This is a genomic window from Actinoplanes oblitus (assembly GCF_030252345.1).
Classification (GTDB): Bacteria; Actinomycetota; Actinomycetes; order Mycobacteriales; family Micromonosporaceae; genus Actinoplanes; species Actinoplanes oblitus.
The window spans coordinates 5,184,755-5,197,018 of sequence record NZ_CP126980.1; the positions used below are offsets into that span (position 1 = coordinate 5,184,755).

General features: G+C 69.8%; 11 protein-coding genes and 1 pseudogene. 7 read left to right on the forward strand and 5 right to left on the reverse strand.

The genetic code is table 11. The features are described from left to right. The first annotated feature begins 156 nt into the window (after positions 1-156). The 6 genes from Actob_RS23435 to Actob_RS23460 all read left to right on the forward strand — a co-directional run bounded on the left by Actob_RS23435 (position 157) and on the right by Actob_RS23460 (position 7,191). Positions 157-2,079: an FG-GAP repeat domain-containing protein gene (locus Actob_RS23435; protein ID WP_284913940.1), complete on the forward strand. Its 1,923-nt coding sequence runs from the start codon at positions 157-159 to the stop codon at positions 2,077-2,079. A gap of 250 nt (positions 2,080-2,329) precedes the next feature. Continuing rightward, entirely contained in the window at positions 2,330-3,214 is an 885-nt protein-coding gene (locus Actob_RS23440) for a hypothetical protein (protein WP_284913941.1), read from the forward strand. Further along, positions 3,211-4,476: a hypothetical protein gene (locus Actob_RS23445; protein WP_284913942.1), complete on the forward strand. Its 1,266-nt coding sequence runs from the start codon at positions 3,211-3,213 to the stop codon at positions 4,474-4,476. Before Actob_RS23440 ends, Actob_RS23445 begins: the two co-directional genes overlap by 4 nt. 100 nt (positions 4,477-4,576) lie before the next feature. Further along, a complete protein-coding gene (locus tag Actob_RS23450; protein ID WP_284913943.1) occupies positions 4,577-5,680 on the forward strand; it encodes an FHA domain-containing protein in 1,104 nt (367 codons plus the stop codon). Positions 5,681-5,894: 214 nt separating this feature from the next. After that, complete coding sequence (locus tag Actob_RS23455; protein WP_284913944.1) at positions 5,895-6,461, forward strand: alpha/beta fold hydrolase; 567 nt, start codon at positions 5,895-5,897, stop codon at positions 6,459-6,461. A 19-nt stretch (positions 6,462-6,480) separates the two neighbouring features. Then, on the forward strand, positions 6,481-7,191 hold the full coding sequence (locus Actob_RS23460) for a VOC family protein (RefSeq protein ID WP_284913945.1): 711 nt from the start codon (positions 6,481-6,483) through the stop codon (positions 7,189-7,191). A gap of 100 nt (positions 7,192-7,291) precedes the next feature. On the opposite strand, the pseudogene Actob_RS23465 reads toward Actob_RS23460, so the two are convergent. From Actob_RS23465 to Actob_RS23480, 4 genes and pseudogenes are all read right to left on the reverse strand, one after another. Beyond that, a pseudogene (locus tag Actob_RS23465) lies at positions 7,292-7,567 on the reverse strand (transposase); the annotation flags it as partial. Positions 7,568-7,690: 123 nt separating this feature from the next. After that, positions 7,691-8,800 carry an IS110 family RNA-guided transposase gene (locus Actob_RS23470; RefSeq protein WP_284913946.1) on the reverse strand — a complete coding sequence of 370 codons (1,110 nt, stop codon included), beginning with the start codon at positions 8,798-8,800 and terminating at the stop codon, positions 7,691-7,693. A 773-nt stretch (positions 8,801-9,573) separates the two neighbouring features. Continuing rightward, on the reverse strand, positions 9,574-10,221 hold the full coding sequence (locus Actob_RS23475; RefSeq protein ID WP_284913947.1) for a hypothetical protein: 648 nt from the start codon (positions 10,219-10,221) through the stop codon (positions 9,574-9,576). A gap of 215 nt (positions 10,222-10,436) precedes the next feature. Next, complete coding sequence (locus tag Actob_RS23480; RefSeq protein WP_284913948.1) at positions 10,437-11,015, reverse strand: RNA polymerase sigma factor; 579 nt, start codon at positions 11,013-11,015, stop codon at positions 10,437-10,439. 128 nt (positions 11,016-11,143) lie between these two features. Here Actob_RS23480 and Actob_RS23485 point away from each other — a divergent pair, with 128 nt between their 5' ends. After that, complete coding sequence (locus Actob_RS23485) at positions 11,144-11,314, forward strand: hypothetical protein (protein WP_284913949.1); 171 nt, start codon at positions 11,144-11,146, stop codon at positions 11,312-11,314. A 114-nt stretch (positions 11,315-11,428) separates the two neighbouring features. Here the strand turns inward: Actob_RS23485 and Actob_RS23490 are convergent, their stop codons facing one another. Then, positions 11,429-12,226: a CPBP family intramembrane glutamic endopeptidase gene (locus Actob_RS23490; RefSeq protein ID WP_284913950.1), complete on the reverse strand. Its 798-nt coding sequence runs from the start codon at positions 12,224-12,226 to the stop codon at positions 11,429-11,431. Between the last annotated feature and the right edge of the window lie 38 nt (positions 12,227-12,264).

A 12,264-nucleotide genomic window follows, 5' to 3' on the forward strand; every position in this document is an offset into this window, starting at 1 on the left:
CCTCCTTCGTGGAGGCCGGCGACTCCGGCTTCGTCCATCGACGTCTGTCGCCTTGCGGACGATCCACCGGCCCTGGTCCCCGCGGCTCGCGGGACGATCCGGCCGCCCCCGGCCCGCGACGCGACGACGTCCACCCACGACCACGGGGAGACGACTGTGCGCTATTCCGGCGGGCGAAGGCTCGCGACAGTGCTGGCGGTGGCGGGTGCCATCGCCGTTCCGGGCGGGACTCCCGCACCGGCCGCGGCGGCGGAGGCGGTGTGCCCGGCCGCGGACACGCTGCTGGCCGCCCTGCGGGCCGACCCGCTGACCGACGAGGCGGCCGGGAGTCCGGCCGTACTGGAGAACGTGAGCTGTGCCCTGCCCTGGGCCACCGCCGTGGTGCCGGCCGAGGGCGACTACGACGCCTCGTTCGCGCTGTTCCACGTCGACGACGCGACGCGGCAGTGGAAGCCGCTCAACGTCGGGTCGGGCGGGGTGTGCGACGAGTCGGTGCCCGCCGACCTCGCGGCCCAGCTCGACGGATGCCAGCCCAACGACCCCGGCGACGACCTGCCCGACGACGATCCGGTGGACGGGATCGAGGGCCCGGTGTCCGCCCAGGCGACGGCGAGCGCGTCCACGCTGGCGGCCTCCTCGATCGGCGGCCCGATCACCCGGGCCGAGGTGCTGCAGCGCGCGCAGGGATGGGTGGACAACCAGCCCGGGCCGTACAACCAGCACGCGTTCTCCTGGGACCCGACGCACACCCGCAAGTACCGGCGTGACTGCTCCGGACTGGTGGGCATGTCCTGGCACCTGAACGCCGACCCGAGCACCCGGACGCTGCATCTGTACTCCAACCAGATCAGCAAGTCCGACCTGCTCCCCGGCGACATCCTGAACCTGCCCGCGGCCCACACCGTGATCTTCAAGAGCTGGAAGAGCGACCACCGGCACTTCACCTACTACACCTTCGGCTCGACCCCGGTGAAGATCCGGACGGCGGCGATCGACGCCGGGACGATCGACAGCCACCGGGCCACCAGCTACGTGGCCCGGCGCTATACCAAGATCACCGGCGCCACCCCGTCGCCCACGCCGACCAAGCCGACCGGCAAGGACGCCCCGACGGTCGCGTACGACCAGGGTGACGGGTCGATGCGGATGTACCGCTGGTTGTCCGACGGCGACTCGTTCAACCGCACGAGCGACTACGACTCCGGCGCGTTCCACCTCAGCGCCGTCGGTGACCGGATGGCCGCCGGCGACGTGAACGGCGACGGCAAGGACGACGTCGTGATGGCCTACCAGCTGGCCGACGGGACGTTCTCCTTCTACGTCTGGCGCAACGGCAACTCGGCCGCGAGCGTCTGGTACACCAGCGGCAGGTTCAGCCTCGCCGCCGTCGGCGGTCGTCTGGTGCTGGGCGACTTCAACGGCGACAAGAAGGCCGAACCGGCACTCGCCTACGACCAGGGCGACGGCACCATGCGCATCTATCGCTGGCTGTCCGACGGCGACTCGTTCAACCGCACCACCGACTACGACTCCGGCGCGTTCCACCTCAGCGCCGTCGGTGACCGGATGGCCGCCGGCGACGTGAACGGCGACGGCAAGGACGACATCGTGATGGCCTACCAGCAGGCCGACGGGACGTTCTCGTACTACGTCTGGCGCAACGGCAACTCCGCTGCCAGCGTCTGGTACACCAGCGGCTCCTACAACCTGAACCGCGTGGCCGGCCGTCTGGTGCTGGGCGACTTCAACGGCGACAAGAAGGCCGAACCGGCACTCGCCTACGACCAGGGCGACGGCACCATGCGGACCTACCGCTGGCTGTCCGACGGCGACTCGTTCAATCGCACCACCGACTACGACTCGGGCGCGTTCCACCTCAGCGCGGTCGGTGATCGGATGGCCGCCGGCGATGTCGACGGCGACGGCCGGGACGACATCGTGATGGCGTACCAGCTGGCCGGCGGCACGTTCGCGTACTACGTCTGGCGCAACGGCAACTACGCCGCCCGCGTCTGGTACACCAGCGGCTCGTTCGACCTGACCAACGTGGCCGGCCGCCTGGTCCTCGGCAACTGGTAGGCACCACCTCCCACGACGGCCTCCGCGCGCACGACGTGGGGGCCGTCGTGCTGCCACCACCGAGCGGTCCGGTAGCTGCCGCGCCACCGAAGTGGGCGTCCAACTTGACCCTAAAGCGGGATGGGGATAGATCGATGGCGCCGCTAGTCTGGCGCTTCAGCTGGGGGTGGGCGTGTCCAAACGTGCTTTGCGCGCAGCGGGTGGAGCTGCTGCGGTCGTCATCGGCGTAGCGGTGGGTGTGGCTACGAACGTGGCGACCGACTCGCCGACCACAGGCTGGGTCATCGGGGTTGTCGTCCTGACCGTGCTCGCGGTCGCCCTACAGATCGGCATGGTGATGGTCGAAGGCAACGAGGACCCGCCGGCCGCGGCAGGTTCGCCCGCCCACCAGTCCGCCACGACGAACATGGCCGCCGCGGCCTCCGGGAACGGCCGGATATCGCTGGCCGGTGGCAATATCGGGGTCGGCGGCGGCCACCTCGCCCTGCTCGCCGGTGTGGTCGGCGTCCTCGTGGCCGGGGCGGTGATCGCCGCACTGGTTCTCATTCCGGGGCGCGACGGCGAACAGAACTCCGAGAACGCCGCGGCCAGCGCTTCCACCCCCGCTTCGACGGCGAGTGCCGGCGCGGCGCTCCTGGCGGATGTCGAGACCCCCGCGGACACCAGGGACTGTGACAACGCGTGGAGCGATCAGGCACACGGGGTCCTCACGAGCGGCAGCAAGCTGGGGGTGACACTGCAGGCGCCGGCGGAGCGCACCATTGTCCTCCGCGGCCTGGAAGCACAGGTGGTGGACGCTTCGGCCCCCATCGAGGACCCGCCGGAGGCCACCGAGGAGGGCTGCGGAGGGGTTACCGCTCAGCGCTGGTTCACCGTTCGGCTGCGCGCTGGCGCCACCTCCTCGATAGTCGGCTCGACGAACCGGGATGCCGACCCGGAGACGGCGGGACGGCTGCCGTTGACGATCAAGAATGACGAGCCGGAACAACTGTATTTCCGGTTGGACGCGTCGGCGGCCACCTACCACTTCCGCATTCTGCTGAAATTCGCCAGCGAGGGAAAGAGCTACACCCAGGTGCTGGACAACGGCGGACAGCCATTCGGTGTCACCCCCGATCCGAGGAAAGCGAAGTGATCTCTCACCGGACGCGCCGAGGGCGTCGTCCATCGCTCTCGGTCTTTATTCTCGTCGCGACGCTGGCCGCCTGTGCGAGCTGCTCACATTCCGGAACGCCGCGTACCGAACCGAGTGCGCCGCCGGCGTCGCCGAGTCCGGCGCAGAAATGGATCCCTTCCGACCCGCTCGACTCGAATGATCTCCTCTGGAAGGAATTCCATTTCCGGCAGGACGCGGACACCGGCCAGGTCGCCGTCTCCCGCGACGGCCACGCCTGGGAGGCCGCGGCTCTCGGCAGCTTTCTCTCCGAACAGCGCGTGCGCTTCGCGTTCGACGACACGGCGGCCTACGTTCTCGGCACGTCGACACGCGACGGCCTGCAGGCGGTATGGGCCTCCCGTGACGGGTTGACCTGGGACGGCCCGTCGACCATCGAGGGTCTCCTGGGCCCCTCAGCGCAATTGGACGACACCGATCTGGCCATCGTCGGGTTCGCCGCATACGGTGGCAGGCTGATGGTCGCGGAATTCCAGAACCGGCGGAACATCATCGGGGAGAACCACGGCTTGCGCGTCTGGACCCGGCGGTCCGGATCAGACGAATGGCAACGCCAGCCGAAGGTGCCCGCACTGGGAACATGGGATGCCGCACCGGATGGCGGCCTGGTCGCTCTGCCGTCAGGTTTCTTCATCCTCGGCGGTGACGACGGGCAAGGATGCGACCTCTACTCCTTCGGGCCCTCACAGATCATGGGCCGCAAGGACTGCAGTTTTGTGTACCGGTCAACTGACGGCAGCTCATGGGAGGACGCGTCGCTCGTTCAGGACGGCGGCCGCGTCGGTATTCCCTATGCCATTTCGCAGCGGGGAGACCGGTTGGTCCTGTGGGGTCGGGTGCCGCTCAAGAAGGAATACCAGGCTCCCGGCGGCCCGGTGTTTTCTACCAAGCTGACGGCCTGGTACCGCGACGCGGCGAGTGCGGCCTGGCAGGTGGCCACCGTCGAGGCCGGCAACGTTCCCGACGCCGGCGCCAAACCGCTCACGCAGCAGTTCGTCACCGATGTCGCGACGACGCAGCAGGGTTTCGTGGCCGTCGGCAGCAGCGGGGAAACCACGGGATACGGGGCCCTGTGGACGTCTGACGACGGCGTGGCGTGGCGCAAGGAGCCGACGAAGGCCAACGGATTCCACAAGACCACGAGTCTGCGCCTGCCCGACAGGTCGGCGGCGACGGTGTGCGGCGGCGGCGGGGAGCGCCGGCCGTGCTGGACCCGCCGCTGACCTTCGCGGTGTGGCGGATCATGGCGGGTCGGTATCAGGGGCGGCCGGTGGGGTGTCTTATCGGGCGGACAACCGCACGGGGACGCGCTGGGGAGGCGTCATGCCGCGACAATCGACCGGCGGCCCGGACGCCGCCGACACCAGGATCCATCCGGCCGCCACCGAGGACGCGCCGGGGCCGGGACCGGCCACCATCACGGTCGCCGGCCGGCGACATCCGCTGAACCCCTACGGTACGACCCTCGGTCGCGACCCCGCCTGCGACGTCGTGCTGGCCAGCGACCTGGTCAGCCGCCGGCACGCGGTGATCCGCCGCCGTGGCAGCGGGTTCGAGATCGAGGATCTGGACTCGTCCAACGGCACCCGGGTCAACGGCACACCGATCAGCGGCGCCTACCCGTTGCGTTCCGGCGACCAGCTGGAGCTGGCCGACCTCAAGATCGATTTTTGGTACGCCGGAGCGCCGCCCGCACCCGGCGGATCCCTGCGCCAGGAGTTGCGGCAGGCACCCGGGTTCGGCATGCGCCCGCTGTTTCTCGCCGTCGCCGGTTCGGTCGCCGGAACCGTCCTGCCGGCCGCGCTGAACAGCGGCACCTGGGGCACCCTGGCCGGCGCCGCGATCGGCCCGGTGATCTCCACGGTCTTCTCCACCAAGCACACCGGCGAGACGGGCCGGGTCCGGGCCGCCGCGATCGCGCTGCTCAGCGTGGCCGCGCTGGTCATCACGGTCACCGGGTTCACGCTGGGCGACAAGGCCACCGGTGGCGCCGTGCTGCCCGGCGCGGGCGACCGTACCGCCACGTTCCCCGACCTCATCGAGCCGAACGCCGTGGCGAACACCGCCACGTCGACCCCGGAACCGACCGCCGGGGGCACCACCGAGCCGGTGACCAGCGCCGAGCCGAGCAGCAGCGAGACGACCGACCCGGTCCCCGACGCGTGCCTGTCCGGTTTCGTCTGGCGTGAGGCGGTCGCCGACGACCACGTTTGCGTCCCGCCGGAAACCCGCGACCAGGCCCTGGCCGACAACGCCGCCGCCGACTCGCGGCGCAGTCCCACCGGCGGCGACTACGGACCCGACACCTGTCTGCCCGGCTACATCTGGCGCCTGGTCACCCCGGCCGACCTGGTCTGCGTCACCCCCGAGGTCCACGACCAGGTGGAAACCGACAACGGCCTGGCCGGCTCGCGCCGGGTCGACTGAGGCACGCCGGCCGGGGCGCGCCGCGGACCGGACGGCGCGGCGGCGTCGCGTGCGGTGCCCGGACGGGAGCCGGCCCGCGGACGGGCGGCTTCCGCCGTACCGGAAAGCGGCGGCCGGAAATCAGCGCGGACCGGTCGCCGGCGGCGTAACCGGGACGCCTCTCGCGGTCGTTACACGTGGTGTTCGTGCCGTCCGCTCCCGGAAAGACCGATTCGTGCATCCACAACCGCCACGCCGCACCGTCCACGCCCATGGCACGCCCCGCAACCGTCTGGTCTATGACCGGTGGGGGCGGTTCGGGCGCCCGATCGTGCTGTTGCACGGGCTGTTCTACGACCGGACGATGTGGTGGCCGGTCGCGGCCGAACTGGACGGCAGTTGCGCGGCGGTGGCGGTGGACCTGCCCGGGCACGGCGACTCGGCGGCCCGGGCGGACCTGTCCCGGCTGGTGACGGATCTCGCGACGGTGGTGCACGGGCTCGGGCTGCATCGGGCGCCGGTGCTGGTGGGGCACGGGGAGAGCGCGGTGCTGGCGCAGGAGTTCGCGTCCCGGTTCGCGGTGCACGGGGTGATCACGGTGGCGGACGGGGGCGTTTCTGTCGTACCCGAGGCGTACCGTCAGTTCGCTGTGCGAAGGCCGGACCCGCAGGTGGCGGCGGTCTATCGGGAGTGGTGCGGGGTGCCGGTGGGCGCGGCACCGCAGGCGCCGGTCGTCGACGGGCCGTTTCCGCAGTTGCGGGATCCGGCCGGTTTCGCCACGGTGGTGCATGGCTTGATCTAGGAGCGGGAGGCGGTTGCTGATGATCGGGAAGTTGCGCGGGGTGGTGCTCGACGCGCCTGACGCCCGGCGGCTCGCGGCGTTCTACATCGCGCTGGGCGGCTGGGCCGAGCGCTATGTCGAGGACGACTGGGTGTCGATCGGGACCCCGGACGGGTGGCGTCTCGCCGTCCAGCTCAGCCCGGACCATGTGGCGCCGCGGTGGCCCGATCCGGCGTTCCCGCAGCAGGCGCACCTCGACCTGCGAGTGCCGGACCTCGACGCCGGCGCGGCGCGTGCCGTCGAGCTGGGCGCCGAGCTGCTCCGCGAGAACGAGACCTGGTACACCTTGGCCGACCCGGCCGGGCATCCGTTCGACCTGTGCCTGGACACGTCCCGGCGAGAGACCACGCTGATGGGCGTGATGCTGGACTGCCCGGACGCCGAGCAGCTGAGCACCTTCTGGTCCGAGGTCCTCGGCAAACCGATCACCCACGCGGGTGACGGCATGGCGATGATCGGCGAGGACGGGGCGCAGCCGCTGCTGTTCCAGCAGATCAGCGACTATCGGGCGCCGCAGTGGCCGGACCCGGCGCACCCGCAGCAGTTCCACATCGACGTGACGGTCGAGGATGTCGACGCGGCCGAGGCGGCGGTGCTGAAACTGGGCGCCACCGACCTGCACGCCGCCGGGGAGAATTGGCGGGTCTACGCCGACCCGGCCGGCAAACCGTTCTGCCTCTGCTGGGATTAGCTCGCGGTTCAACCGGTTCGGCGGGGCTCGGTGCAAAGGCCTGATGGCTCGGAGGTTCCGAAACCCGCCGCACCCGGGCCGGCGTGTGCCGCTCCGGCGCCGGTCCTGGGCCAAGGGCCGGGCGCCGGCGCGGCGCCTCCACCTCGATGCGGCCGTGGTTGAGCGCGTCATACATGGCGCCGTGGCCGCGCCGGTGCTCTGCAGCGAGGGCCAGCCCGACGAGGGTCTTGACCGGCCCGTCGGTGCACAACAGCGCATCGGTCGGTTCGAACAACGCGTCCGCCCGCCGGGTCATGCCTCGGTAGAACCGCTCGCGGAACTCCGCCAGCACATCGATCGCTTCCGCTTGGTCAGCCATGACCGCCACAACGATCATCGGGCGCTTCGCGGGCGTCAGCATGCCGAAGCTTCACCTATCCCGACTCCGGATGACGCTCAGCACCGTTCGTCGCTCGGCGGGCGGGACTCTACGAGTGCGCGGACTTGGCTCCTCTCTGTGTCAAGACGTGGTCTGGATTGAGGTTCTAAGATTGCTGTCGGCGGGTTCGGGAAGTGACTTCTCCGAAGAGCCGGTGTAGGGATGAGAGCCGGTCACGCTGGAGTTCGCTGACGTTCCCCGGTGTCCTCCCGGACCCGTCGCCATCGCCGCGGTGGCGTCGTTGATCATCTGTCGGTAGACGATGTCGGACAGGCGCCGTTTCAGTGCCCGCATGGCTTCCATCGACGTCTTCCCCGCTGCTTTCTTGCGGTCGAAGTAGGCGCGGCCTTCGGTCGGACGGCGTAGCTGGACGGTGGCCATGATGTGCAGGACTCGGTTGATCTGCCGATTGCCCGCCCGGGAGAGCCGATGGCGGACCTGGTCGCCGGAGGACGCGTCGATGGGTGCGGTGCCGTTCCAGGAGGCGAAGTGCCCGCGGTCCGGGAAACGGATGACCGCACCGACTTCGATCAGCAGCCGGGCTGCGCCGGACGGGCCGATGCCGTGCAGGTCCATCAGCGTGGTGCCGGTGGCGGCGACCAGATCCTTGAGCTCCTTGTCGGCCTGCTTGGACCGCTGGTAGATCCGCTCAAGGTCAGCGATCAGCTCCGCAGCCACCCGCCGGCGGGCTTTGCCGGCGGCGTCCCGCGGTCGGACGGTGGCCAGCAGTACTTTGGCCTGAGCGGCGGACAGGCTCTTCTTCGCCCCACCGGGGATCAGCTCCAGCAGCAGTTGGTGCAGCTGCGACACCATCCTGGTGTGGTCCTCGCCGAGGGAGCGGCGCCGGTCGGCCAGGATCCGTAGCACGGCCAGTTGTTCATCGTTGACCAGCGGACGCAGCCCGGCCATCCGGGTGCCGACCAGCGCGATGGAGTGCACGTCGGTAGCGTCTGTCTTACGGCCCTGACCGGTGGCGAACACCCGGGCGCGGGCGGACAGTTTCGGTGGGACGTCGACGACCTGCTCGCCGTCGGCCAGGAGCCGGTTGGCGATGTGCCGGCCGATTCCTTGGCAGCCCTCGATGGCCCAGACCCGGTCTGGCCACTGTTTGGCGTACGTGACCATGTCCTTGTAGCCGTCTCGATCGGTGCCGAACCGGCCGGTGCCCAGGATGGTCTCGTCGCTGGTCATTACCTCGATGGTGGCAGAGCGCTTGTGCGGGTCCATGCCGATGACCACACGCTGCGACCGGTTCATGTATCCCTCCGGTGCTCGATCCGACGGTTCGTCGAGCTGGGAGGGCATCGCTACTTTGAGCTGTGCAAACCTCTCTTGAGCCTCTCCCTGCCCTGTGGCGACGCCCGGGACTGCGCAGGCCAAATGAGAGCCACACCGAGGTGGGCAGCCGAAATGAGAGCGACAGCCCGGACGTCTAGACCGAAGCCTGGCCGGGCCGCGGTCCTAGGGCAATGAAACAAGTAGCCGAGAAGAGGGCGTCGCTTTCAGATAAGAAAGGCGAGGTCATGGAGGGATTGCACGCGCGGCACGTCGAGGCGTGGCTTGCTTCTCATTATGTTCTTTGCGTCTGCCAACAATGTGTTGCACGAGACGCAGAAGCCGTTCGCGTGAGTGACCACGATCTATCAACCAGCTCTAGTACAGCAGGAAATCGGTACTACATCTTGGTGGAACTCGCCGCCGATATCCCGGTGCACCTCCCTACCTCCTGGATGATGGACGCGCATGCCTCGCGTCCATGCCGTGATCATCCCACCGGTGTCAGACGGTCAGCACCCGCAATTGTCGTCGCCTGCTGTAGGCGGAACGCTTTATGCCTCAGCGTTACTGCGTTGTCGTCGGGTGACTGAGCGCTCGGTGTCTGCGGCAAATGTGCCCATGCAATCTGCCTCAGCACCGGAGTTTTGATCGACAGCTTCCATCCCCGGGCGATCCTCCGTGGGCCGCTACTCCACGACGGCGGCTCGCGCCCGCGTGACCGCGTCGGTGAACCAAGCCGCTTCGCCGGCCGGCACCATGTCCACCTCGGCCCAGAACCGCCCGAGTTTCTTGGCCTCCGCGCTGGTGAGGGCGGCATCATTGTCGGCCGTGAAGTAGACGGTCACATACCTGACGTCCGGGTCAGTCGGCGAGGGGTTGGCCAGCTTCCCGCTTCGCACGCAGACGGCATGCGTCATCTCACGGACGTCATCGCAGGTGGACGTCGGGCGTGCGGAGAACTCGACGATCCCGGACACACGAGAGCCGCCGGCTTTCGCGTCATAGGCGTCGATCAGGGCACCGTTGCCCGTCCCGCGGTGGCTTCCCCCGCTCAGGTCGGGCGGGTTCCCAGGGCCGATGCTCACCAGGCCCGGCGGGCGAGACTTCGGTAAGTAGGTGAAGCCGACGGGATTACCGAACGCTCGCCACTCGTCGACGTACAGAACACTGTCCAGCAGCTTGTACTCGGGAACCGAAGGGTCGATCATCTTGGGCTCGGGTGCCACCACTGCCGGCTTCTCCGGTGCGCCCGGCCGATGCCACACCCAGATGGCCGTGGAGCCCGCTGCGATGGCCAGCGCGACTGCCGAAACAAGGCCCTTGCGCCGTGCCACGTCCGCAACCCGCTCCCTGGCGCACCCGCCATCATTTGATCATGGGCGCGCAGGCTATCGCAGGAGCCGAGGCGCCGAAAGACGGGGCTCCGGACCGGCGAACACCGCTCTCGGCAGATCCGGGAGTCGCTGGCCACCTGCCCACCGCGGGGACGTGCCGCCGCGCCCACCGCAGGAAGGGCACCGAACCCCGCCGCGCCGGCTGACGGCCAAGCTCAGCGCTCGATCCGCAGGGTGGCTCGTTCCTCGTCGAGCAGCAGGCGGCGCAGGCGGCCCAGGGCGCGGGCACGGGTCGGGCCGATCGCTCCGACCGGGATGTCCAGCCGGGCGCTGAGCTCGGTGTAATGGGCGTCCGGGTCGGTGGCCATCTGCCAGAGCAGCCGGCGCTGCCGTTCGGGGAGCTGGGCGAGCGCCCGGCGGACCGAGGCGGCCTGCTCGGCGCGCAGCAGGTGCGTGTCGGGGGCGTCGCCGGGCTGGGTCAGCCACTCGTCGAGCGCCGGGACCGGGCATTCCCGGTCCCGGCCGGCGACGGCGTGCAGGCAGAACCGGCGCATGGTGACCGCCAGCCAGGAGCCGACCGCCTCCGGGCACTGCAGCCGGTCGATGCCGTTGAACAGTTGCAGCCAGGTGGCCTGCAGCAGGTCACCGACCTGGTCCGGTGGAATGCGGAACCGGCGGGCGATCAGCCGCAGCCGCGGGGCGTACGCCTCGACCAGCCGGCTCCACGCCCGCTCGTCCCCGGCCCGCGCGTCGGAGACCACCGCCGCGAGATCGTCCATCATCACCTGTCGCATGTCCGCCTCCGTCGCCCGCACCTCGTCTGACCAGTTCAGAGTGCCGACGGAGCAAGCCACACCGCGCCGGGTAAAACCCTGGGGTACCGCGGAAGTCATCCGTTCGGGGCAGAATCCGGGCATGCCGCGTGACACCCTCCCCACGCGCCGGGAGGCGCGCCGGCCGCTACGGGTCCGCTGATCGGTGCCGCCTGCTCGCGTCGGTGCTCGCCCTGCTGTTGCAGCGGCATGTGAGCGGGGTGCAGGACGGCACCGCGACGGCTGTCGTCCCGCCCGGCTCGGTCCGGCCGTCGGCGTGACGCCCGGTCAGCGCGCCGCGTCGGCTGGCGACCGGCCGGAGCAGCGGGCCGCGCGCCTCGCCGGCACCTGACGGACCAGGCTGGCCGCCAGGTCAGAGCAGCGGCGCGCACGTCTCATCGGTGGGCGGCTTGACGGCTGACCGGTTCGGTCGCCGCGAAGAGCTTCGAGGCCAGCAGCGGCAGGCAGACGAGAGCCAGCGCCAGGTCGGTGCAGACCAGCAGCCGCACGCTGCTCAGATCGCCGAGCAGCTCCTCGCTGAGCAGGCCCATCACGACGTTGTTGCCGGCATGCGCCAGGCTGGTCACCCAGACCGAGCCGCTGGCGGCGTACAACCAGCAGAGCAGGATCTCGAAGAGCACGAACATCACGGTCCACAACGGCAGGCTGATCGCCCGGTCGGTGAACTCGGCGTACCCCAGAAACGCCAGCGGGTAATGCCACACCGCCCAGATCAGCCCGGTCACCAGCAGCGACGCGCGCGGCCGGCCGGGCATCAGGCGCGGCCAGAGGAAGCTGGTCCAGCCGAACTCCTCGCCGAAGTACACGGGCGTCAGGACGAGCTGGACGATCAGGAGGAACAGCAGCCCGCCACCGTCGAGGCGGAAGTCCCACCAGCCGGCCGAGACGGCGCAGGCCAGCATCGTCAGGGTGATTCCGAGCGGCGCGAGCCAGCCGGCCAGCCACAGTCTCGCGGGACTGCGCCAGGTCAGTCCGGCGCCGGCGAAGCCCTCCCGGGTGACCCAGCGACGCACCACGAAGGCGCCGATCGCCGGGACGAACGCCACCGGCAGCTGGACGAGGGGGTTGACCAGCGACCAGCCCAGCCCGAGCCGTGCCACGAACAGGTACGGCCAGACCACCCCGAAGGCGATGACCAGATAGACAACAATCCCTTTGACCCGCATCGACATGCGATGAGCAGATCATCACGCCGGGATCGCCGTCACTA

Bases quoted from the DNA above. Each gene is read 5' to 3' on its own strand.
- Actob_RS23450 (WP_284913943.1), top strand. From the start codon at position 4,577: ATGCCGCGACAATCGACCGGCGGCCCGGACGCCGCCGACACCAGGATC.
- Actob_RS23490 (WP_284913950.1), bottom strand. From the start codon at position 12,226: ATGTCGATGCGGGTCAAAGGGATTGTTGTCTATCTGGTCATCGCCTTC.
- Actob_RS23470 (WP_284913946.1), bottom strand. From the start codon at position 8,800: ATGACCAGCGACGAGACCATCCTGGGCACCGGCCGGTTCGGCACCGAT.
- Actob_RS23460 (WP_284913945.1), top strand. From the start codon at position 6,481: ATGATCGGGAAGTTGCGCGGGGTGGTGCTCGACGCGCCTGACGCCCGG.
- Actob_RS23480 (WP_284913948.1), bottom strand. From the start codon at position 11,015: ATGCGACAGGTGATGATGGACGATCTCGCGGCGGTGGTCTCCGACGCG.